Origin of the sequence: Streptomyces sp. NBC_00885, assembly GCF_045207475.1 — a bacterium.
Lineage (GTDB): Bacteria > Actinomycetota > Actinomycetes > Streptomycetales > Streptomycetaceae > Streptomyces.
This window is the reverse complement of the sequence record NZ_CP108796.1, coordinates 146,515-168,203: the sequence shown is the minus strand read 5'-3', so window position 1 is coordinate 168,203 and position 21,689 is coordinate 146,515. Positions and strand designations below refer to the sequence as shown.

The following is a 21,689-nucleotide window of genomic DNA, read 5'->3' as shown; positions in this document are numbered from 1 at the left end:
GAGGGGCGTGCCTTCCCGACCCGAGCTGCGAACGTGGCCTACTCGGAGACCATCACGGGATCATTCGGGAAGGTACGCCCTTCGCGTTCCCTCGTCCGATCCACAGGTTCCAAGCATTGCTCGATCACGATCTGCGCTGACAGATACCGGGCTCTGCGTGGTGGTGGGACGGTGGAGCGGTCACCGCAGGTAAAGGAAGGTCCCGGGCGCCGCGTCGCTGCCACCGGTGGTGGTGACGGTGATAGCGACTGTCCCTGGCGCATGGGCCGGCGCCGTGGCCGCGATCTCGGTGTCGGAGAGCACGGCGAAGGAGCGTTTCGGCCGGGCCCTTGGCCGCCATCGGAACGACCGTCAGATCTGAGTCCGCGGCCTTGGCGGGCCTCGGGCGCCTCCTGGGGCGAAGACGGGGGAAGGCGCAAGCCCGCCACTGCCGGACACCCCAGCCGGTGCAGGACAGGTCCCGGTTATCCCCGCCCGCTGTGCCAGCGGATGGCGACGGCACCGGCGAAGTCGCCGGCGTGGGCGAATCCCCCGAGCACCACCAGATCGCCATCCTTGACGTGCTGTGAGTGGATGGCGCGGTCCAGGGTGATGGGGATCGCCGCTCCGAAGAGATTCCCGCATTGATCGAACGTGTGCAGGTGCCGTTCGGGCGGCAGTTGCAGCGCTTCGCGCCAGTTCCGCAGGAAGGCTCGGTTGGGCTGGTTGGTGATGAAGACGTCGATCTCGGTGGTGGCCACCCCGAGCCGCCCGCACAGGTCCGTGACGACCTCCGGTACGAGGCGGTTCCCGCGCGCGAGGACCTTGGCGATGCTCGCTTCGGTGAACCCGATCCGCAGCTGGGATTCCCCGGCCTCCCAGTACTTGCGGCCGTCGTCGAGCATCACGGTCATGTCCCCGGCGTAGTCGCCGATGTGCCGGGTCTCCACGTCCAGCACCGGGGCGCCGGCCGAGGTGGTCACGTATCCCACGCCGCAGCCGTCGCCAGGGATTGCGGCCTGGGCGAGCCTGCGCACCTCGGACTGGGTGAAGCACTGGCCCGCGGCGCTCTGCGCGTTGCAGATCAAGGCGGTCTTCGCGTCGGTGGTGGTGAGCAGCCGCCGGGCCAGTTTGAGCATGTACACGAATGAGGCGCAGCCGGCGTTGGCCACGTCGATCAGCCATTCCGGGTGCAGGCCCAGACGGCGTGCCACTTCGGTGCCCGCGCCCACGAACGGCAGGTCCGGCAGCTGGCTGTGCACCAACAGCACATCCACGTTGCGGATCTCATCTTTGCCGTGCCGCTCGATCAGGGGCTGTACGGCGCGCTCGATCATGTCCGCGTTGGTCTCGTCGGCGGTCACGTGATGCCGCAAAGGCGGGATCTTGAACATGGGATGGTGGCGTAGTTTGTCCTCGGCTCCGGGGTACTCGGTGTAGAACTCGGCGGGAACCGGTTCGCCGGGAAGGTAGCTTGCGACATCGGTGAGGCTGACCGTATTCAACGGACCACCGCCGTCACCGGCGGCACACTGACGGGCAGGCCGCCGCGGTGGCGGTGCTCGAGGATCGCCTTGAGGTTATTCATCTCCACGGTGTGGCCCGCGTAGAACAGATCCCAGTAGTCGCCGACCCACGGCCGATCCGGGCGGGGCGACATCTCGGGGTGCGGGTTGTCGTCGTAATACGGGTGGTGGCAGTTGGTCCAGGTGATCACCGACCCCGGCTTGTCGAGCACCAGCCGGGCAGGGACGACGCGCATCAGGTAAATCATCCACAGCTTGTCGCCCTGGTCCCAGGAGCAGTGGTAGTCCACGGTCATGGCCTCGGGGTTGGCCACCACCTTGCAATAGATGCTGGTTTCGTGCTCGAGCCGGTCGTGGCCGACCCACAGCCCCGGGGTGTCCGTGGGCGCGAAGCCCCGCAAGCTGTAGGTCCACTCCTCCAGGTGGTGGCCCTGGCGCAGGTAGTCATAGGCCTGTTCCGGCGGGCAGCCGACATGCTCCTGGATGGTGCAGTACTGCCCGTAGACCTGGTGATGTGGATAGACAGCGTGGGTGAGGTCCATGCAGTGGGCGGTCATCTCCTCCCTGTCGGTGATCTCGATCCGCATCAGGCCGGGGATGTCAGCCAACGTGGACGGGTCCGCGCTCATCGGAACTCTCCTCGTGTTGGGTGCTTTCGGTGACGGACAGGAAGGGCAGGAACGGCGGGATCTCCCGGGCATCGCAGTCCAGCGCGATGAATGCCGGACCGCTGCTCGCGTTACTGCGCAGCAGCGCCTGGCGCAGCCGCGCTGCGTCGTCGGCCCAGGAGACCTCAAGGGTCGGGAAGGCGGCGGCCACTCCGGCGGCGATGTCGCTCCGGGCGAACAGGTCGTCGCTGCGGACGCCGCCCTGGAAGAGCTCCTCGCGCAGCGCGCACATGGCGTGGGCGTTGTTGTTGAAGATCACGAAGGTTACGGGTGCGGCGTACTCCACGGCGGTGTGCACTTCCATCCCGTGCATGAAGAACGCTCCGTCGCCCGCGAGCACGTAGGTGCGTCGGCCCGTGGCGAGCGCGGCGCCGATGCCGGCTCCGAAGGTGTAGCCCATGCCGCCCATGCCGACCGCCACGACGAAGCGGCCGTGGCGCGGTGCGGGAAGCAGATGGATGGCGCTGGCCCCCGCGTTGCCGGCGTCCACGAAGACGTGCGCGTCCTGGGGGAGTGCCGCTTCGACCGCGGCGACCGCTTCGGGGTAGGAGACGCTTCCACCAGGGGCCTGCGGAACGGTTGTTGGCAGGGGTGTCGGTAAGGGGCCGGTGTGCTCCGGGCAGGGTAGCGGGCGCGAGGGGAGCCGGCCGACGACGGCGCGCAGCGTGTCCCGCAGGTTCCCGCCCAACGCGATGCCGGCCACGAACGGTGGTTCGGGATCGATACAGACGACGGGAATGGCGGCCAGGGCCTGGTCCAGCCCTCCCCGTGCCAGTAACGGCAGCCGAGTGCCGACCAGCATGCACAAGTCGGCCCTGCGCAGGCAGTCTTCGACATTTGCGTGCCCCATCACTCCGGCCACACCTGCGAACCGGGGGTCCCGGTTGTCGAACACGTCCTTGGCGTCCGGGGTGACCGCCACCCAGGCCCCGAGCCGCCGGGCGAGCTCCGCCAACTCCTCGCGCGCATCCGAGGCTGCCACGCCCTCGCCGGCGATGACGAGGACACGGCTCGCCCCGCGCAGCGCGGCCGATGCGGCGTCCCGGGCGCCGGATTCCACGCTTGCGGCCGTGGTGGTCGGCGGCGGCACGACCGGCGTCGACGTCACTCCGGGCACGGGCACTGTGGCCTGTGCCTGTTGCAGGTCCTTGGGCAGCAGCAGCACCGCGGGCCCTTTGGGATCGGCCTGTGCCGCCGCGATCGCTTGGGGCAGCAACTCCGCGAACGAGTCGGCGTCTTCGGCCCGAGCGCAGAACCGCGATACGGGCGTGAACACCTCACGGGCGTCGAACGAGCCTGCCTTGCCGCTGGAGTCCTGGAACGCCCCGCGGCCCTCCTGCGCGGTGGGCGGCTGTCCGACGAGGGCCAGCAGCGGCACGCGGGAGGCGTGAGCCTCCGCCAGACCGGGCACGAGGTTCATCGCACCGCCGCCCGAGGTGGCTGCGACTACGCCGAGGCGCCTCGTGGCGCGGGCATATCCGTCGGCCATGGTGACCGCGGAGAATTCGTGTTTGGCGACGACGCCGCGGATGGTGCCCGTGCGGTGGACGGCGTCGTACAGGTCCTCGATGTTGGCTCCGCCAACGCCGAACATGTGGGTGACGCCGGCCCGGACCAACTCTGCAGCCAGGTAGTCGACAAGGCGCACACCGTCTTCCTCGGGCATCTCGCGTGTCATGGCTGTCATACGGAGCTCCTGTCCGCTTGGTCGGGCTGGACGACGAGGCCGGACGGCGAGACGACCTGAAAGCGGTGCCGGTACTGGTTCGGAGTGAGCCCCAGGGCTCGTCCGAAGGAGCGGATGAACGTCTCGGGGGCCGCGAATCCGCAGCGGCGAGCCACCTGGCTCGTCGTCAGATCGGTGGTCTCCAGGAGCTCGCGGGCGCGGGCGATACGCGTCCGCTCGACGTACTGGCCGGGGGGCGTGCCCACCTCGCGCCGGAACACCCGGGCGAAGTTGCGCAGGCTCATATTGGCCTGCTGGGCGATCTCGGCCACGGGTAACGGGTCTTGGAGGTTGTCCAGGATCCACTCCTGTGCGGCCCGGATCGGCGCGTGGTCTGCCAACTGGGCGTCCAGGACAGCACTGAACTGAGCCTGTCCTCCGTGCCGTTTGAGGAACAGCACCAGAAACCGTGCTGTCTCCAGCGCGAGCGCCGCGCCGTGGTCCGCCTCCACCAGTGCGAGGGCCATGTCGATCCCGGTCGACACCCCCGCCGAGGTGACGAACCGGCCGTCCCAGACGAAGATCGGCTCCGGGTCCACGGTCACGTCCGGGTAGCGGCAGGCCATCTCCTCGCAGTACGCCCAATGGGTGGTTGCTCGCCGCCCGTCGAGCAGGCCGGCCTCGGCCAGCAGAAACGATCCGCCACATACGGATGCGACTCTCCGCGACCGGGCGGCTGCCTGCCCGATCCACGCGACCAGCGCCCGGTTCTTCAACGCGTCCCGCAGGCTCCATCCCCCCGGGACCAGGAGGGTGTCGATAGGGCCATGCCCTGCCTCCAGCGGCGCGGCTTCAATCATCACTCCCGAACTGGTGCGCACCAGTGGTGCATCGATGGAGACGAACTCGATCCGGTAAGGGGCACCCGATCTGGGGAGGAGCCGGTTGGCCGTATCGAACACTTCTATGGGTCCGGTGATGTCCAGGGCCTGCGCACCGGAGTACACGACCACCACAACGCGTCGCTGTAACACGGTCACAGCCTGTATCCGACGTCGAACCGGCCGCAATGACAGCTTGTTGACGAATTCGGCCAAAGGACAGCCATCGACTGCTGGTTGGCGGCGCTGACCAGGCAGTTCGTGCGCATGACCGGCTGGTGTGGGTGAGGCACGTCACAGGGGCCTTCGTCGCTGCGACGCTCTCATTTCGGCGAGGCGGCCGAGCCGGGCGATTGCGTCGGGCTTGCGGCCGGACCCGTACGGCTGCATGTGCCAACCCGGGGGTGGGGGCTGGACGTTGTGGGTGTCGGAGAGGTGCTGGGTGTTGGGGAAGACTGGCGCGGCAGTCCGGCGGGCGGGAGGGCCGGCAGGAGTTGGAGAGCTGCCCGGTGAGGGAGTCTGGTTGCCCTGCCGGCTGTGTGCAGCGGGGTGTACCCCGCCGTGGGGGGACACCGGCTTCTCCGTGATCATCGGGGCGTTCGCCGGGCTGTACGGTACCTGGCGCATCCGGCGCTGAAAGTTAAAGAGGCAAGATCGAACCACGCGGCACCGCGTCTGCGGCCTGCTGCCGCAGTTCGGTGATCAGCTTGCCGATCTGACGCGCGTTGAGCTCGGTGACCGGCGCCCGTCTCAGCCCGGTGGCGGCCCGTCGACGTTGAACGTGATGTCGATCAGACGTCGATCGCACCGAGCTGCTGCATGAGGCCCAGGTCGTCGAAGTTCCACCAGGTCTCCGCGAGCTTGCCGCCCTCGCAGCGGAAAGTGGCGTGGCCGGTCCCTGATACCTCTCGGCCGGTGGCTCCCATGCCCTGGTATGTACCCACGTGCCGGCCCTTGAAGGACAGTCGTGCGCACACCATGTCACCCTCGGCCATCAAGCCCTCGATGGTGGCCACCGGCTGGAATGCCTCGAGGATCTCCCGGTTCTCGGCCTTGGCTTGTGCAAGCCCCAGGTCGTACGACGACAGGGACGGGTCGTGCTCTCGGTAGTCGGCGGTGCACATCGCGTCCACCGCGTCGATGTTCCTCGCGTTGACCACGTTTTCGAAGAAGCTGCGGACCACGATCTTGTTCAGCTGTTCGTCCCGCATGACGTCGAGGTCCGTGAACGAGGGTTCCCCGTCGCACAGAGCCACCATCTCCCGGAAGATCCGGTCGGTCTCCGGCAGGTGCGAATTTTTCATCGCCTCCTCGTACGAGGGGAACTCCACGATTTCCACAACGTGCGTGGCGTCGGCGCGGTCCCGCCCCACGATCGAGTGTGTGGCTGTCCGCTTGCCCTGAGTCGCTTCGACCCAGGTGTCCATCAACCTGTTCAACTCATCGGCCCTGCTTGTTTTGCAGTCGATGACCTGCAGAAATGTCATGACGCCTCCCACCGGTCGGAGAGTTTGGGGTCCCTTCAGGCTATGCCCGGTTTAGGGTGGATGTCCTCTTAGTGCTCCAGTGCGGCTTCGTGGTCTATGCGGTGGATGGGTCAGCGAGCCGTCGTCAGTGGTGGGTGCGCCGCGGTGTTGACCGAGGGTGTCGTGTGCGGCGCGGCGGACTGCTACGCCGGGGTGCTGTTCTCGGTCATGTCCTGGGTGCCGATGACGTTGAGGAGCCCCAGCCGGTCGGAGGCGTCACTGCCGGGGGCGGCGGTGTAAGCGACGATGCGCAGATCGCCGCCGGGAGCCATGAGGACGTCACAGTCGAGGGTGAGTATTCCGACGTCGGGGTGGTGGATGGTCTTCGTATCCGTCTCGTGGACGCCCACGATCCCGGTGTCCCACAGGCGGGCGAAGTCGGTGCTGTTGCTCCGCAGGTCCTTGATCAGGGAGCGCAGGCCGGCATCGGTGGGGTAGCGGGCGGTCGCCGCTCTGAGATCGGCGACCACGGCCGCCTCGAACCGGGCCTCCTGCTGGGGGGTGTGGCTGACCCGGCTGGGCAGGCCGGCGAAGTGGCGCCAGACGATGTTGCGCTCGCGTCCGCGCAGCGAGGACGCGTCCCCGAACAGGGCGGCCCACAGCGGGTTCCAAAGGATCAGGTTCCAGGCAGCGTCGTGCACGCTGAGCGGTGTGCCGTCCAGCTGGTCGAGCAGCCTTCGCACCCCTGGCGGGATGTGCGCCGACAGCTGCCCGGGGCCCGGGGCCGCTTGGCCGGCGAGCAGGTACAGGTGCTCGCGCTCGGCTGTCGAAAGCCGCAGGGCGCGGGCCAGCGCGGACAGGACCTGCGGGGACGGCGAGGTGGCCCGGCCCTGTTCCAGGCGGACGACGTAGTCCACAGATAGGTTCGCGAGCTGCGCCAGTTCCTCGCGTCGCAAGCCGGCGGCGCGCCGTACTCCGCCGACGGGCAGCCCGACCGCGGCGGGGGCAGTGCGGTCGCGCCAGCCGCGCAGTGCCGTGCCCAGTTCGGATTCACTCACGCCCCCAGTATCCGGCCGCCGCGCCCGGACAGCCTGGTACTGGCAATCCACAGGCAAAGGCAGGTACTGCCTGTTGGTACGCGGTGCGCCGAGTGTGGAGGCATCACCAATCCACCGATCACTGGAGTGAGCGCATGACCACCACACTGATAACCGGAGCTAACAAGGGCCTCGGACTCGAGACGGCCCGCCGCCTGATTGAGGCCGGGCACACCGTCTACGTCGGGGCACGCGATGCTCAGCGCGGTCAGGCGGCGGCCGCGAGGCTCGGCGCCCGCTTTGTCCAGATCGATGTCACCGACGAGGACTCCGTCAAGGCTGCCGCCGAATTCGTCCGCGTGGACGCCGGCCGCCTCGATGTCCTGGTCAACAACGCCGGGATTGTGGGCTCGGGCAAGCCGGTCGGCGAGGTCACCGGGGCCGACATGCAGACCACCTACGACACGAATGTCTTCGGAGTCGTGCGCGTCACGCATGCCTTCCTGTCGCTCCTGAAGGCAAGCGACGGCGCGGTCGTCGTCAACGTCAGCAGCGGTCTGGGCTCGCTGGCGGCGACCGCCGACCCGGGCCGCGTTGAGTTCCATGTGGCGCTGCTGGACTACAACTCCTCCAAGACGGCGCTGGTCATGGTTACCTCGCAGTACGCCAAGGCGTACCCCGCCATCCGGTTCAACGCTGTCGACCCCGGCTACACCTCCACCGACCTCAACGGTCACCGGGGCACCAACAGCGTCGAAGAGGGCGCGGAGATCATCGTCCGCATGGCTGCCATCGGAGCCGACGGCCCGACCGGCGGCTTCTTCGACAAGGCAGGCCCCGTCGTGTGGTAACCCAGACGAGCTCCACCCACGAAGACCGGTCAGCGTGCGCCGAACCACACTGCTCCCAAGAATTTTTGCAGGTCCCTGCTCGGGGATGTCGAAATCGTCGCGCGTGCTTCTACCTATCAGTGAGAGCGCCTGACGACGGGCGCACGAATGTGAGGAGCAGGCCGTGAAGTACATGCTGCTGATGCAGTTCAGCGAGCAGACAGCGGACTTCCCGGGGATCGGGACCTGGACCGCGGAGGAGCTCAAGGCGCACATCGCCTTCATGACGGACACCAACAGGAAGCTCGCCGAAGCCGGGGAACTGGTCGACGCCCAGGGTCTGGCGATGCCGGAGACGGCCAGGATCGTCCGCTCCCACGGCCGCGGCGTGCCCGTGGTCACCGAGGGCCCCTACCCTGAGACCAAGGAGTTCCTGGCGGGCTACTGGATCGTCGACTGCGACAAGCCTGAGCGGGCGGTGGAGATCGCCGCGGCTGTCTCGGCCGCCCCCGGCCCCGGCGGGACGCCGCTGAACATGCCGATCGAGGTGCGCCAGGTGATGTCAGCACCGCCCGGGGAGATGTGAACCACTGGCTGACAAGGACGTGAACGCCAACGACCTGCTGCGCGAGCTGGCGCCGCAGGTCGTCGGCGTGCTCACCCGGCGTTTCGGCGACTTCGACGCCGCCGAGGACGCGGTCCAGGAGGCGCTGCTGGCCGCAGCGACGCAATGGCCGGACGAGGGGATGCCCCGCAATCCGCGAGGATGGCTGATCCAGGTCGCAAGCCGCCGCATGACCGAGCAGGTGCGCAGCGAGCAGGCCAGGCGCCGCCGCGAAGATCTCGCAGCCCGGCGGATGCCGGCCGACCGGCAGTCCGCGCCCGCGGCCGACACGCAGGACCCCGCCGGGCGGGACGACACCCTCATCCTGCTGCTCATGTGCTGCCACCCCGCATTGTCGCCGGCGGCGGCAATCGCATTGACCCTGCGCTCGGTGGGAGGTCTGGCCACAGCCGAGATCGCCCGCGCGTTCCTGGTGCCCGAAACGACCATGGCGCAGCGGATCACCCGGGCCAAGCAGCGCATCAAGTCTTCAGGAATCCCCTTCGCACTGCCGGACCGTGACGACTGGGCGCCTCGACTCGACGCGGCACTGCACGTCCTGTACTTGATCTTCACCGAGGGCTCCACCACCAGTAGCGGCCCCGACCTGCTGCGCCCCGAGCTCTCACGGGAAGCGATCCGGCTGGCCAGGGCAGTGCACCAGATGCTCCCCGACGACAACGAGGTCACCGGGCTGCTCGCGCTGATGCTGCTCACCGACGCCCGGAGCCCGGCGCGCACGGGCCCGGGCGGCGAGCTCATCCCGCTGGCCGAACAGGACCGCAGACTCTGGGACGACAAGGCGATCGCCGAGGGAGTCGCGCTCATCACCGAAGCCTTGACCACGGGCCCCGTCGGCCCCTACCAGATCCAAGCGGCGGTAGCCGCTGTTCACGACGAGGCGGCGACGGTCGAGGAGACCGATTGGCCCCAGATCCTCGCACTGTACGGAGTGCTGGAACACCTGTCGCCCAATCCCCTGGTCTCGCTCAACCGCGCCGTCGCTGCCGCCATGGTGCACGGCCCGGCCGCCGGCCTCGACATTCTGAGGGTTCTGGAGTCCGACGGACGCCTGGCGGAGCACCATCACCTGTACGCCGCCAGGGCCCATCTCCTGGAGATGGCCGGCGACCTTCAGGCTGCGATCGAGAGCTACCGCGCAGCCGCAAACCGTACGACCAGCCTGCCGGAACGTCACTACCTCACCATCCGCGCCGCCCAGCTCGCCGCCCCGCCCATGTAGGCCCCGACAATCCGCGGCGCGCAGGCCAGGAACGTCCCCCGCGCTAAGCCTTTGGCGGGTGCTCTGGCATGCCAAGCCAGAGGACGGAACGTGGTCGTGTTCTGAGCCTCGGTGATCCTCACTGCCCGGAAGGGACACAACCCGACGGGCCGCTCCGACCGGGGAGCGGACCGCATTTGATCAAACCGGATGCCCAGTTGCTGCAGACCGTGTTGCCGAGAGGCGTGATGACGCCGGGGCACGCCTGCAACACGTAAGCGGATGATGCCGAGGCAGCGCAGACCCTGAACCCAGCCGAGCAGGAACGGGATCCACAGCATGCGCAGCGGCGGCATATTGTCGTATGCGAGCGCGACCGGCCTCCGACAGGCGCGGAGTTGCCCTATGGGCGCTCGGGGAAGGCGCCTGTGACTGCGAGTTCCACCATGGCAGAACTGTCCACGACCGTGTCCTCCGTGGCGATCTTGCCGTTGATTTTCCCGCCGGCGAGATAGAGAGTGCGCTCACCGAGGTACTGGTGCGTCTGCGGGTCGAGGAGCAGCTCGACGCGGAGGTTGAGCGATGCCGTGTGCTGGGAGTCCGGCTCGTAGACGGCGAGGGCCGTTCGGCCCGCCGCGTCCTTCACCGGCTTGTCGTCGATCAGCACTCCGGGGATGGTGCCGAGTGCGTGGAACAGGGAGGTTCGCACCCGTGCCGGAATGAGGTCGACCGAGGAGAAGGTCTCCACGATGCGCCGGTAGTTGGCGTTGTTCGTCGATTCCTGCAGGTCGTCCTCGATCGGGATCACATCGCGCAGGGCGGTGAGGAGGCGGGCCGGGTCGTCGGGTAGCTTCGCGACCTTGCTCCGCATCGCCTTGGGTGTACCCCAGCCACCGTCCGCCGCCCCTTCGTGGCCGTCGGCTTCCAGGCGGTGTTTTTCGTTGCCGCCGTATCTCCGCCATTCCTCGTAGTAGTCCGATGTGGCGTAGTTCCCTGTGTATTCCTTCCCTGTGGTCCGGTTCTTTATCGTGATCGGGTTGAGGTCGTTGACGAAGTTCAGCGGTGCCTTGTACACCGCGACCTTGCGGTAGATCCACTCGGTGTCGCGGGGCGTGGTGATGGCTGCGTAGTTGATGGGCGGCGGCGGCTTGACCGCGTCCTGCGGACCCGCCTTCGGCGTCGGCACCACGGTCAGCAGCCCAGCGGCGACGACGGCTGCTGCCGTGCCCACCACCGCCAATCTCCAGCCTGCGCGCCTGCGACGGGGCTGGGCGATCTCGTCGAGCAGTCTCTGGCGTACCGGGGTGAGCCGCGCGTGGCCTGGAGCCTGCACATCGGCACCGATCTCCCGGAGAATCTGCATGTCATCCATGACTGGTCGCCTCCTGGGCATGGCTCAGATCGTTGCGGGCGGGGTCGGGCAGCGCGGCGGCGCCGGCCGCGGCGCGGAGCTTCCTACGCGCGCGGTTGAGCCGTGAACGGACCGTTCCGATGGGGATGGACAGGGCTTCGGCCACTTCCGGGTACGTCAGGTCCGCCCATGCCACGAGCAGGAGTACGTGCCGGTCCCTGGCCGGCAGCGCGGCGAGGGCGCCTGCGAACAGCCGGTGCGTGGACTCGGCCGTGACGCGGCTGTCGGCGCGGTCCGTCCACGGCTCCTCATTGGCCTGGAGATCGCTGCGGGCCATGGCTCTGAGCCGCCGTACCTCGCTGCGGCGCTGCTCGCCGATGCGATTGGCCGCGATGCCGTACAGCCACGGCAACGCGCTCGGCCGTGCCAGGTCGTAGCCCGCCCGCTTCCGGAAGGCGATGAGGAAGGTCTCAGCGGTGATGTCGTCGGCACTCGTGTCACCGAGCCGACGGGCGGCGTACCGGTGGATGTCCGCGGCATGGCGCCGGAAAAGTTCGCCGAAGACGTCAGGATGCTCCAGGGACTCCGCTATGACCGAGGCGTCCCCGGTGTGTCTTTCGGGCGGGCTGTTCACGCGGTCTCCGTATCTGCCGTCGGTCGACTACACCCCTATTGGCCGAAGTCATCGAAAGGGTTCACGCCACCGATGTGATGTCGGCGCCGCCCGATCGGGGAATGGTGTCAGGGACTCACTACGACCGGCCACCGCCCCGTCGTGGAGCAGCCAGCATGCCTGGCTACGCTGCCTCCCGTGACCAGCTCGAAGAGGGCAGGAGCGTGCGCGGCCGAGAGTCTTTGGTGATCGCAGCGGCTAGCGCTGCCGTTGCACCCGTCGGCTACCAGGCCGGGTACTCCGCCTGGGCAGGGATGTTCAGCGGCTGTGCGTAGGCGCGGTCAATCGCATCATGTGGTCGGTCGGCCGTCTCCAGAGAAGAGCCGCAGGTCAGACAGTCGGCGACACACCCCACCTATGAGGCGGTGCTGGGACCATCCCCGCGGGGTGCGGGGTACCGATCTTGATCGTGGTGGAGCCTTCCGTCCCACGGCGCAATATCTACGCGTGGGGAGCATCCGTCGTAGTTCAAGCCAGCCCGACTCGAGGACCATGCCCGCGTAGTCATCATGGGCAGGGACTATGGCCCTTGTACTTTGGTGTCGCCCCGCTGCTGCGGGTATGGCCCTTGTGACAACGACAGAGCGGCCACTGCTCCGCGTGTGCGGGGATATGGGCACGGTTCGTCCTGCGTCAACGGAGTCTTCTTCAGCCTCGGCATTATCGCTTTGCCAGGCCGGTGACTGAGTTGTAGGTAATGCATCCGACAGGCCCCGACACGCAGCTTCCATCTGGGTCAAAGATGATCACGTGGGCCTGTTTGAGCGCCGGCTGATCAATGCTGAGCCATGATTCGGGCATGGGCAGCGCTCGAAACCCCTCAGCGCCACTCCCGACTCCCCGGCCGACACCGGTCAATGGGAATCTTCGTAGGGAAAGCATCGGCCCCTGTGGCGTAACTTCTCTCGAATTGCCCGGCGTTGTGCAGTGCGCCGGAGTGGGCACGTTAACGCGTACGCGGCTGGGCTTTTCCGCGGCAGTGGCAAGATTTTCGTAGCGGGAGACCATCCTGCGGGACGGCCGTCGGCTGGTCCGCGTATCGGCGGTCCACAACGCTCGCACTCCCGGCGGACTGACGCAGCCGGGGCAGGACCGCCGCATCGCTGCGGCGGTCCTATCGGGGAGCCGTACGAGCGCGTTGGCTGCGCATTCGGCTCAAGCCGCCCAAAGGTCGCACCGGTGAACCCGCTTGGCCTTGTCGTCACCGGCAGCGGATGTGCCGTCCGCGTCGTGCCCGCGGTCGTGTCGTCTCACCAACTCGACCGATTGCCCGGGTAAGAGACCTAGCTGTACTGCCCGGGCAGGTTGGTTGAGTTTGTGCGACGACACGGTCTGAATCTGTGAGATGGCGAAGGCCTCCGGTTGTGGAGTGGAGCTGTCTAGGAACCGCTCCGCCAACCTGGAGGCCTTCGTGTCTCACGCTAACGCTGCTTTGACTCCTCGTGCCCGTCTTCGCCTGGCGCGTCTGATTGTTGATGACGGGTGGCCGGTCGCTCGTGCGGCCGAGCGTTATGACGTGTCCTGGCCGACCGCGAAGCGGTGGGCCGTCCGTTACGCCGAGTCCGGTGCCCAGGCCATGGGCGACCGGTCCTCACGGCCGCACCGCAGTCCTGCCCGAACCACGCAGCCGCAGGTCCGCAAGATCGTGCACCTGCGCTGGAAGCAGCGTCTGGGCCCGGTCCAGATCGCCGGACGGCTCGGCATGCCTGCCTCCACCGTGCACGCGGTCCTGACCCGGTGCCGGATCAACCGGCTCTCGCACATCGACCGCGCCACCGGCGAGCCGGTCCGCCGCTACGAACACGACCATCCCGGCGCGATGCTCCACATCGACGTGAAGAAGCTCGGGAACGTTCCCGACGGCGGCGGCTGGCGCTACGTCGGACGCGTCCAGGGCCGCAGGAACCGCGCCGCGACCCCGGACAGGCCCCGCAACAAGTACCGCGGACCGCTGCTGGGCACCGCGTTCGTCCACACCGTCGTCGACGATCATTCCCGGGTCGCCTACGCCGAGATCTGCGACGACGAGAAAGCCGCCACGGCGGTCGGTGTCCTGCGACGCGCGGTCGACTGGTTCGCCGCCCGCGGCGTGAGGGTCGAGCGGGTGCTCACCGACAACGGCTCGGCCTACCGCTCCCGGCACTGGACACAGGCCTGCACCGAGCTGGGAATCACGCCGAAGAAGACCCGGCCCTACCGGGCGAAGACCAATGGCAAGGTCGAACGCTTCCACCGCACCCTGGCCGACGGCTGGGCTCTTGGCCGCTTCTACTCCAGCGAATCAGCCCGCCGCAAAGCCCTGCCGGCCTGGCTCCATCACTACAATCACCACCGCCCCCACACCGCAACCAGCGGCAAACCACCCATCACCAGGTTGACCAACGTCCCTGGGCAGTACACCTAGCGCAGCGTCTTCAGCGCCGCCGCGTCGTACGGTTTCAGCTCCTCGAACCGGTCCCCGAGGACCTCCGCCGCCCACTCCGGGTCCTGGAGCAGGGCGCGGCCGACAGCGACCATATCGAATTCGTCGCGCTCCAGGCGGTCGAGGAGGTTGTCGATACCCCGGACCGGGGCGCCCTCGCCCGCGAACGCGCGGATGAAGTCGCCGTCGAGGCTGACCGAGCCGACGGTGATGGTGGGCTTGCCGGTGAGCTTCTTGGTCCAGCCCGCGAGGTTCAGGTCCGAGCCCTCGAACTCCGGGAGCCAGTAGCGGCGGGTGGAGGCGTGGAAGGCGTCGACGCCGGCCGCCGCCAGCGGGGTCAGGATCGCCTCCAGCTCCTCCGGGGCCTCGGCGAGCCTCGCGTCGTAAGCCTCCTGCTTCCACTGCGAGTAGCGGAAGATCACCGGGAAGTCGGGCGAGACGGTCTCGCGGACGGCAGCCACGATCTCGGCCGCGAACTTCGTACGGGCCACGGGGTCGCCGCCGTAGGCATCGGTACGGCGGTTCGTCCCCGCCCACAGGAACTGGTCGAGGAGATAGCCGTGGGCGCCGTGCAGTTCTACGCCGTCGAAGCCGATGCGCTCGGCGTCCGCGGCGGCTTCGGCGAAGGCGCCGATGACGTCGTCCAGGTCGCCCTTGGCCATCGCCTTGCCGGCGCCCTCGGTGCCGTCAACGCGGATGCCGGAGGGACCGACGGCGGGGGCATCGGCGTAGGGCGGGTCGCCCTGCTTGCGCACCATACCGATGTGCCACAGCTGCGGCACGATCGTGCCGCCCGCCGCATGAACGGCCTCGGCGACCTTGGCCCACCCCGCCAACTGCTCCTCACCGTGGAACCGCGGCACGCGGTCACTCTGCCCGGCCGAGTCGTGGCCGACGTAGGTCCCTTCGGTGACGATCAGGCCCACGCCCGCGGCGGCGCGACGGGCGTAGTACGACCGCACGTCCTCACCTGGGACGCCGCCCGGGGAGAACATGCGCGTCATCGGCGCCATCACGATGCGGTTTGGGACAGTCAGGCCGTTCAGCGCGACGGGCCGGGACAGGATCTCGGCCGCGCGGGAGCCGGAGGACGCGGTGGCGGTCACGGGGGTGCTCCTCTAGGTACCAGATGGTATGTGCACATGCATTGAATGCGTGCTGGTATCAACCGCCCCCGGTGGTCACTGCATTCCGCCCGTCCCGCGAGCCGCCTGTGATCCCGGACACGCGTCGAGCCGGGCTGTCCGTGCTCCCGCGGCCAACGGAGCATCAGCCTGAGCCATCAACGCCCAGGTGCGGCTTGAGGCTGAAGGTCCACCAGATCCGCGGTTCCGTCGACTGGGACAGCCCGGTCTGCCGGGCCACCCCCGCGTCGACCAGTGCGTCGTGCACGATGACGGTGAGCGACCCGATGCGCCCTTTGAGCGGTGGTGCTCTCCTCGCCCAGATCGAGGCGTTCCGCGAGGCATGCCCCGGATCAGGCCCCAGCCGAGGAGCTGGTCGCCCCCCGCTCGACGAGCCGCGGTGCTCGTTTCGAAGCCGATGCTCACGGCGAGTGGTGCCGTCACCTCACCCGCTGCCTGTTCCACGGGAGCGATGCGATCGGCTGCCTGCAGGTCGGATTCGACCTTCGAGAGACGGTCGAGGTCCGTGCGAGAGGCCGCCCTAGGACTGCCGCATCACGCCCGCCGCTTTCTGGAGCCCCCGCACGAGTGGGATGCACAAGGTGCTGAGCAGTCCGGGCTACGTCACCGGGCTCTGACATAACCCGGACTGCGTAACCGGATATGCACGCGGCGGGCCCCGGGCATTGACTGGTACGGCAGCCGACTGGAGGGAAACGTGATGGCAGGAAGGCCGGCTCGTGGCCTGGCTGGAGCGGCGTTGACCATGGCAGGCGTCGTCGCCGCGACGGGATGCTCGGACACCGGCTCGAATCCTTCGGACACCGCTTCCAAGGCTGCCTCGGCGATCGGCTCGGTGGGCGCGGACGTCACGGCCGCCGCCTCGTCCCTGGCCTCGGAGGCGTCCGCCCTGGCCTCGAGTGCCGCGTCAGCGGTGGCGTCCGCGACAGCCGAGGCGCAGCGGAAGCTCGACGAGGTCAAGGGCGGCGTGGACGCCAAGGGCGCCGTCACCCTTGGCGACCCGACCACGGACGACGACGGGCGGACAACTGTCAAGGTCACGGTGAAGAACATCACCGACGCGGCTAAGTCCTTCGCGATGGAGGTCAACTTCACCGACAAGGACGGCAACCTGCAGGACGTGACCGTCTTGACCGTGTCCGACGTCCCGGCCGGGAAGTCCAAGGACGCCGTCGCGCGCAGCACCCACAAGCTGTCTGGTGACATCACTGCCAAGGTGGCAGTGGTCCTGCGCTACTGAAACGATCTTGCTAGATATGCGTCGGTTCTCCGCTTGAACCGGACTGACGAGCTCGGCCTTGGCGACTCGATAGACAACTGCGGCCACGTCCAGGGCATCGCCGACCCCAACGGCGAACACCGCACGCACCCGCACCTCTTCCGCATCACGACCAACGGCCGCCAGGTCGTCGCGGACGCCACCTCACGCAACTGGACCGCCTGGCTTCGTTCGCGAATCAGGACCGCAGACATTCGGCACTTTGAACAGCAGCGAACCTGGGCGTTGTTCGATTCAGCGCTGGTGGTCGCTGGGTGGCTGCAGCGTCATTGGGAGGTGGTGCGGCGGACGTAGGCGCGGGCGGCGCGGGCGCGGTCGCCGCAGCGGGTGGAGCACCAGTGACGGCGGCCGTAGCGGAGCAGGTAGCGGTTGCAGGGTGCAGAGCCGCAGGCGGTGAGGCGGTCCGCGTCGGGGCCCGTGAGCAGGTCGGAGGCGTCAGCGGCGAGGGTGGCCAGGGCGTGGTCCAGGATCGCGGTGGTGGGGTGGGGGGTGGCGCGGAAGGGGCCGGTCTTGTCGTCCCACTGCAGCAGCGGGGCGGTGGGGACGCGGGTCATCGCGTCGTTGATGGCCCTGACCGCGGCGGGGAGGGCGGGCAGACCTTCGGCGCGGGAGGCGAACAGCGACCTGATCTGTTCACGCAGCGAGCGCAGCTGTGTCGCGCACATCTCCCGCATGCCGACGTCGACCGGAGCGAGACCGCGTTCCGTCAGCCAGTGGTTCGCCTGCGCGGGAGTGCCCAGAAGATCCACCGTGTGCCCGCCGGCCAGCGCGATCGCGCTGTTGGCAAGGGCAAGAGAGAGGTGCTCTTCCTCGCCCTGTGCGGGCGTCAGGCCGGGCTGTTCGATCACGGGCTCCTTCATATTCCTCATGGTACGGCTTGCGCGCATCCGTGAGAAACAGCTACGGTCGTCTCACGGTTCGACGACATCCATCCGTGAGGTGCTTCGTGTCTTCTCTCCCTGCAACGACCAACCCCTTCCCTGTCCGCGTCTTCGGCGGCCCGACCGCCCTCTTCGAGTACGGCGGCCTGCGCTTCCTGACCGATCCGACCTTCGACGCCCCGGGCGACTACGCCCGTCCCGACGGCCGGTTCCTGACCAAGACCGCCCCCTCCCACGGAGCCCCTGCCGACCTCGGTCCCATCGACGTGGTTCTGCTCTCGCACGACGAGCACCCCGACAACCTCGACACCTCCGGCCGAGCCCTGCTCGCCGACGTCCCGCTCACCCTCACCACCCCCGGCGGCGGGCAGCGCCTCGAGGCGAAGGCCAGGGGCCTGGCCGACTGGGAGTCCATCGAGCTGAACCTCCCCGACGGCGGCACGATCACCGTGACCGGCGTCCCCGCCGTCCACGGCCCCGGCCCGCGTGAGGCGGTCGAGCCGTTCACCGGCCAGGTCGTCGGCTTCATCCTGACCGGAGAGGGTCTGCCGACCGTCTACGTCAGCGGCGACAACGCCTCCCTCGACGCGGTCAAGGAGATCGCCGAGCGCTTCGCGCCCATCGACACCGCCCTCCTCTTCGCCGGAGCCCCCCGCTTCCCTGAACTTTTCGACAACCAGCTGATCGTGCTGAACAGCGCCCAGGCCGCCGAGGCCGCCCAGCTCCTCGGCGCCCGCCGCGTGGTCCCCGTCCACTACGACAGCTGGGCCCACTTCACCGAAGGCCGCGACGAGCTGATAGCCGCCTTCACCGCCGCCGGTCTGGGCGACCGCCTGGACTGGGGCCGGCGAGACTGACCTCCGGCGCCTGAAGTGCCAACGGCACGCCGCTCACTGCCGGGGGCCCGGCGGCCCGCCGGGCTCTGGCCGCGGACCGGGCTGCAACGCCTTCAAGCCGGTGACGCCTCGGACCTCGCCCATATCGGCGATCAGACCTCGTACCACCGGGTCTGGCAGCCGTCGAAATTCGCTTCGGCGACGGGCGGCGACAGGTGGAGGACCTCACCCAGGACGACGACGTGTGGTGGCCCGGGCGGCCGCGCGGCATCCGCGTCAACCCCGAAGGCCTAACCGACCGCCAAGCGGCCATGATCCATTTTACTGACCACGTCGAAGGTGTCCGGATCACTCGTTGGAGCGGTCTGTAACCCGCTCACGTTCTGTTTTACCGAGCATGGAAAGCCTCTTCGTCACGTGGCGTCGAGGGGCGCGGATGCGGCGGGGGTGATCCTTGAGGAGCGGGGGTTCATCCCTATTAAGAGAGCCGGCGGAGGGTGGTCGTACACGACCCTGTGGTCTGACGGGACCGTGGATGAGGAGTCGGACGGCTTCCTGTGGACCGATTCGCCAAGAAGCGCATCGCCGACGTCGAAGCCCATCTGCTCGGACCTCGGAGTGCATAAAGGTCTACTTCGCCCCGATATGATGCATTTTGTGATCACGCCCGGGCGGCTGCGGCGCCGTCGTCCTCCCTACGGCGGCCGGTGGGACCCTGCCCTGCTGTCACCGGTGATCCTTACCGTCCTCATCGCCGCCCTGGCGTTCTCCACACCGAGGGAGATCGCCATCAGCCGCCTCCTGCCCGCCGCACCCGCCCTCGCCGCCGCGATGTGGCCTGTGCTCCCCACGATCCTGCTGGGAACGTTCTGCCTGCTGGTCATGATCGGCCTCAGCTTCGTCTACACCGACCTGGGGACGCCATACACGGTGGCTGCGATCGTCGCGGTCACCTTGGCGGCCGCATACGCAAGCCATGTGCGACTCCAGCGGGAGGAGACACTCTTCCACGTCCGACTCGTCGCCGACGCAGCCCAGAAGGTTCTGCTACGCCCCCTGCCGCACCTCGTCGCGGACATAGAGATCGAGTCGCTGTATCTGGCGGCCCAAGAGGAGGCCCGGATCGGCGGGGACTTCTATGAGGCGGCCGACACACCGTACGGGGTCCGGCTGCTCATCGGCGACGTACGCGGCAAGGGCCTGCCCGCGGTCGGAGCGGCCGCGGCGGTGATCAGCAGCTTCAGGGAGGCCGCGTACGACGAGCCAGACCTGAGGGGCGTCATCCATCGCTTGGAGACCAGCATCACCCGCCACAGCGCCGCGTTCCCCGCCCAGGACCAGCCGGAGCACTTTGCCACCGCTCTTCTCGCCGAGATCCCGCACGCCAGCGGCCAGCTCAGACTCCTCAACTGCGGGCACCCCCCGCCGCTGCTCGTGCACCACAGGGAGATCCGCGTCCTGGAGCCCACCGCCGCCTCGCCGCCCCTCAACCTCGCGACGCTCATCGGAGACCGCTACTGCGTCGACACCGTCGCCTTCGCCCCGGGCGACCAGCTGCTGCTCTACACCGACGGCGTAACGGAGACCCGGGACCGCACCGGCGAGTTCTTCCCCCTGCCGGACTGGATGCGGCGGCAAGACCCGGCGCCGCCCCGCGAACTGCTCGACCGGCTTCACCGGGACCTGCTGCACTACAGCGGTGGAAGGCTCGACGACGACATCGCGGCCCTCGCCGTACGGTGCCCGAACACCCGGGCCCGGGAGCACCCCGCGTAGGTGGCTGGAAGCCGTAGGTGGGACTCGCCGGTCGGCCGGCCACCGTACCCGGATCACAGCCCTCACGACTGAGCGAGGACGAACATGGGGCCCAGGCGGACCTGTCCGCCTGGGCCCACTGCTGTTCAAGGTCATCCGATGGTCCTTTGGGGCGGGCCTCGGTCACACCCTTCGCTCACTGACAGGTACGGCAGAGGACGCGGGGGACCCAGTACTCCGTCGCGGACACATACGGGATGCATTGCACCCGCTCAGAGCCAACCTGGGCGGGTTGGCGGTCGGTAAACTCGAGTTCATAGGCTCCGAGGTTCAACGGCAGGGCTACCCACCGTCGATGCGGGAGATCGGCACACCGGGCAGCCGCGCCAGCACCTCGTCCGTCGCGCACCAGCTCATGACTCTGGAACGAAAAGGTGTGCTCTACCGGGATCCGCACCGGCCGCGTGCCTACGGCGCCGGGACCCCGATCCTCGCCGAGGAAGCGGTCGAGGACATCTATCCGTTGCCGCGCCAACTGGTTGGCGAGGGCGAGCTGTTCGCGCTCAGGGTCGTGGGGGACAGCATGATCGACGCGGCCATCTGCGAGGGCGACATCGTCACCGTGAGGCGCCAGCCCGATGCCGAGAACGGCGACATCGTGGCCGCCATGCTGGACGGAGAAGCCACCTTGAAGCGACTGCGCTGCGAAAACGGCAGGGTGTTGCTGATACCCCACAACTTGGCGTACCAGCCCATACCCGGCGATGACGCGGCCGTCCTCGGCAAAGTGGTCGCCGTGCTGCGCACTGTGATCCTGCTCGACAGCCGGGCCACCGAAGGACAGCTCAGTGTCGGACGGTTCGACATCCACAAGGGCGAGGCCCCGCCCTTCCACCTCCACACCCGGGAGGACGAGGTGTTCCTCCTCCTCAAGGGCGAGGCACTCGTGTGGGTCGGAGACGAACGCCACGAACTGTCCGAAGGCGGGGTCGTCTACCTGCCCCGCAACATCCCCCATGGCTACCGCATCACGTCCGACCGTGCAGACCTCCTCCTCATCGCCACCCCCGCGGGCATAGTGGAAATGTTCCGGCACGCCGGACGCGACGTCACCACCCCCCGCCCCGACGGGTTCGAGATCACCAAACACAAGCTCGCCGAAGCCGCCGCCCTGCGCGGCAACCGCATCATCGGACCACCTCGCTGACCATCCGCCCCCACCGTGTCAGCCCACCCGCCGCTCCGCATCTACCGCGGGACGGCCCGCCGCTCCGCTCGGCGGGCGATCCCCGCATTCGTCACTGCGCATGGTGCGGCGACGACATTGACCCCATCGACTGGTGCCCGGACTGCACCAACACCCCATGCGGCGCAAGCGGCGGCCCGCCCCGCCGGCTCCGCAAGCGCTCTGACGCCGCCTACTGCGACGCCGGTTGCCGAGCCTCGGACCGCAGCGGATCCGTCCGAC

General features: G+C 68.4%; 20 protein-coding genes and 1 pseudogene. 10 read left to right on the top strand and 11 right to left on the bottom strand.

The window, feature by feature from the left end; all coding sequences use genetic code 11:
* Nucleotides 1-464: 464 nt before the first annotated feature.
* The 6 genes from OHA61_RS00890 to OHA61_RS00865 all read right to left on the bottom strand — a co-directional run bounded on the left by OHA61_RS00890 (nt 465) and on the right by OHA61_RS00865 (nt 7,244).
* The gene (locus tag OHA61_RS00890) at nt 465-1,484 is read right to left on the bottom strand and encodes a 3-oxoacyl-ACP synthase III family protein (protein ID WP_389372323.1); all 1,020 of its coding nucleotides are present in this window, start codon (nt 1,482-1,484) and stop codon (nt 465-467) included.
* Complete coding sequence (locus tag OHA61_RS00885) at nt 1,481-2,134, bottom strand: SRPBCC family protein (protein ID WP_406301203.1); 654 nt, start codon at nt 2,132-2,134, stop codon at nt 1,481-1,483. Before OHA61_RS00885 ends, OHA61_RS00890 begins: the two co-directional genes overlap by 4 nt.
* Nucleotides 2,106-3,860, bottom strand: a complete 1,755-nt coding sequence (locus OHA61_RS00880; RefSeq protein ID WP_406301202.1) for a thiamine pyrophosphate-binding protein — start codon at nt 3,858-3,860, stop codon at nt 2,106-2,108. The genes OHA61_RS00885 and OHA61_RS00880 overlap by 29 nt, the downstream gene beginning before the upstream one ends.
* On the bottom strand, nt 3,857-4,873 hold the full coding sequence (locus OHA61_RS00875; protein WP_406301201.1) for a GlxA family transcriptional regulator: 1,017 nt from the start codon (nt 4,871-4,873) through the stop codon (nt 3,857-3,859). Before OHA61_RS00875 ends, OHA61_RS00880 begins: the two co-directional genes overlap by 4 nt.
* Before the next feature lie 638 nt (nt 4,874-5,511).
* Nucleotides 5,512-6,207 (bottom strand): ester cyclase, encoded by a 696-nt coding sequence (locus OHA61_RS00870; RefSeq protein ID WP_361912485.1) that lies wholly within the window; start codon nt 6,205-6,207, stop codon nt 5,512-5,514.
* A 182-nt stretch (nt 6,208-6,389) separates the two neighbouring features.
* Complete coding sequence (locus OHA61_RS00865; RefSeq protein WP_406301200.1) at nt 6,390-7,244, bottom strand: helix-turn-helix transcriptional regulator; 855 nt, start codon at nt 7,242-7,244, stop codon at nt 6,390-6,392.
* A gap of 134 nt (nt 7,245-7,378) precedes the next feature.
* Between OHA61_RS00865 and OHA61_RS00860 the strand changes: the two genes are divergently transcribed.
* The 3 genes from OHA61_RS00860 (at nt 7,379) to OHA61_RS00850 (ending at nt 9,900) form a co-directional block, all read left to right on the top strand.
* Nucleotides 7,379-8,074, top strand: a complete 696-nt coding sequence (locus OHA61_RS00860) for an SDR family NAD(P)-dependent oxidoreductase (RefSeq protein WP_406301199.1) — start codon at nt 7,379-7,381, stop codon at nt 8,072-8,074.
* A gap of 172 nt (nt 8,075-8,246) precedes the next feature.
* The gene (locus OHA61_RS00855; RefSeq protein WP_389372397.1) at nt 8,247-8,639 is read left to right on the top strand and encodes a YciI family protein; all 393 of its coding nucleotides are present in this window, start codon (nt 8,247-8,249) and stop codon (nt 8,637-8,639) included.
* A gap of 19 nt (nt 8,640-8,658) precedes the next feature.
* Nucleotides 8,659-9,900, top strand: coding sequence for an RNA polymerase sigma factor (locus OHA61_RS00850; RefSeq protein ID WP_406301198.1), 1,242 nt, complete (start codon nt 8,659-8,661; stop codon nt 9,898-9,900).
* Between the two features lie 382 nt (nt 9,901-10,282).
* Here OHA61_RS00850 and OHA61_RS00845 read toward each other — a convergent pair whose 3' ends face one another.
* Nucleotides 10,283-11,251, bottom strand: coding sequence for a hypothetical protein (locus tag OHA61_RS00845; protein ID WP_406301197.1), 969 nt, complete (start codon nt 11,249-11,251; stop codon nt 10,283-10,285).
* Nucleotides 11,244-11,864, bottom strand: coding sequence for an RNA polymerase sigma factor (locus tag OHA61_RS00840; protein WP_406301195.1), 621 nt, complete (start codon nt 11,862-11,864; stop codon nt 11,244-11,246). The genes OHA61_RS00845 and OHA61_RS00840 overlap by 8 nt, the downstream gene beginning before the upstream one ends.
* Before the next feature lie 1,450 nt (nt 11,865-13,314).
* Here OHA61_RS00840 and OHA61_RS00835 point away from each other — a divergent pair.
* The gene (locus OHA61_RS00835) at nt 13,315-14,307 is read left to right on the top strand and encodes an IS481 family transposase (RefSeq protein WP_406301194.1); all 993 of its coding nucleotides are present in this window, start codon (nt 13,315-13,317) and stop codon (nt 14,305-14,307) included.
* Here the strand turns inward: OHA61_RS00835 and OHA61_RS00830 are convergent.
* Nucleotides 14,304-15,431, bottom strand: coding sequence for an NADH:flavin oxidoreductase (locus OHA61_RS00830; RefSeq protein WP_406301193.1), 1,128 nt, complete (start codon nt 15,429-15,431; stop codon nt 14,304-14,306). The genes OHA61_RS00835 and OHA61_RS00830 overlap by 4 nt on opposite strands.
* A 163-nt stretch (nt 15,432-15,594) precedes the next feature.
* Nucleotides 15,595-15,717 carry a hypothetical protein gene (locus OHA61_RS00825; protein WP_406301191.1) on the bottom strand — a complete coding sequence of 41 codons (123 nt, stop codon included), beginning with the start codon at nt 15,715-15,717 and terminating at the stop codon, nt 15,595-15,597.
* Nucleotides 15,718-16,215: 498 nt separating this feature from the next.
* On the opposite strand from OHA61_RS00825, the gene OHA61_RS00820 reads away from it, so the two are divergent.
* On the top strand, nt 16,216-16,710 hold the full coding sequence (locus OHA61_RS00820; protein WP_406301190.1) for a hypothetical protein: 495 nt from the start codon (nt 16,216-16,218) through the stop codon (nt 16,708-16,710).
* A gap of 33 nt (nt 16,711-16,743) precedes the next feature.
* Nucleotides 16,744-17,043 (top strand): hypothetical protein, encoded by a 300-nt coding sequence (locus OHA61_RS00815; RefSeq protein WP_406301188.1) that lies wholly within the window; start codon nt 16,744-16,746, stop codon nt 17,041-17,043.
* Here the strand turns inward: OHA61_RS00815 and OHA61_RS00810 are convergent.
* Entirely contained in the window at nt 17,016-17,609 is a 594-nt protein-coding gene (locus OHA61_RS00810; protein ID WP_406301187.1) for a CGNR zinc finger domain-containing protein, read from the bottom strand. The genes OHA61_RS00815 and OHA61_RS00810 overlap by 28 nt on opposite strands.
* A gap of 86 nt (nt 17,610-17,695) precedes the next feature.
* Between OHA61_RS00810 and OHA61_RS00805 the strand changes: the two genes are divergently transcribed.
* The 4 genes and pseudogenes from OHA61_RS00805 to OHA61_RS00790 all read left to right on the top strand — a co-directional run bounded on the left by OHA61_RS00805 (nt 17,696) and on the right by OHA61_RS00790 (nt 21,428).
* The gene (locus tag OHA61_RS00805; RefSeq protein WP_406301186.1) at nt 17,696-18,487 is read left to right on the top strand and encodes an MBL fold metallo-hydrolase; all 792 of its coding nucleotides are present in this window, start codon (nt 17,696-17,698) and stop codon (nt 18,485-18,487) included.
* Nucleotides 18,488-19,123: 636 nt separating this feature from the next.
* Nucleotides 19,124-20,242, top strand: a complete 1,119-nt coding sequence (locus tag OHA61_RS00800; RefSeq protein WP_406301185.1) for a PP2C family protein-serine/threonine phosphatase — start codon at nt 19,124-19,126, stop codon at nt 20,240-20,242.
* Nucleotides 20,243-20,471: 229 nt separating this feature from the next.
* Nucleotides 20,472-21,032 (top strand): annotated as a pseudogene (lexA, locus tag OHA61_RS00795) (transcriptional repressor LexA); the annotation flags it as partial.
* Nucleotides 21,009-21,428, top strand: coding sequence for a cupin domain-containing protein (locus OHA61_RS00790; protein ID WP_406307244.1), 420 nt, complete (start codon nt 21,009-21,011; stop codon nt 21,426-21,428). The pseudogene lexA and the gene OHA61_RS00790, both read left to right, overlap by 24 nt.
* Nucleotides 21,429-21,689 lie beyond the last annotated feature (261 nt).

Bases quoted from the DNA above. Each gene is read 5' to 3' on its own strand.
- OHA61_RS00885 (WP_406301203.1), bottom strand. From the start codon at position 2,134: ATGAGCGCGGACCCGTCCACGTTGGCTGACATCCCCGGCCTGATGCGG.
- OHA61_RS00880 (WP_406301202.1), bottom strand. From the start codon at position 3,860: ATGACAGCCATGACACGCGAGATGCCCGAGGAAGACGGTGTGCGCCTT.
- OHA61_RS00870 (WP_361912485.1), bottom strand. From the start codon at position 6,207: ATGACATTTCTGCAGGTCATCGACTGCAAAACAAGCAGGGCCGATGAG.
- OHA61_RS00860 (WP_406301199.1), top strand. From the start codon at position 7,379: ATGACCACCACACTGATAACCGGAGCTAACAAGGGCCTCGGACTCGAG.
- OHA61_RS00855 (WP_389372397.1), top strand. From the start codon at position 8,247: ATGCTGCTGATGCAGTTCAGCGAGCAGACAGCGGACTTCCCGGGGATC.
- OHA61_RS00845 (WP_406301197.1), bottom strand. From the start codon at position 11,251: ATGGATGACATGCAGATTCTCCGGGAGATCGGTGCCGATGTGCAGGCT.
- OHA61_RS00820 (WP_406301190.1), top strand. From the start codon at position 16,216: ATGGCAGGCGTCGTCGCCGCGACGGGATGCTCGGACACCGGCTCGAAT.
- OHA61_RS00810 (WP_406301187.1), bottom strand. From the start codon at position 17,609: ATGAAGGAGCCCGTGATCGAACAGCCCGGCCTGACGCCCGCACAGGGC.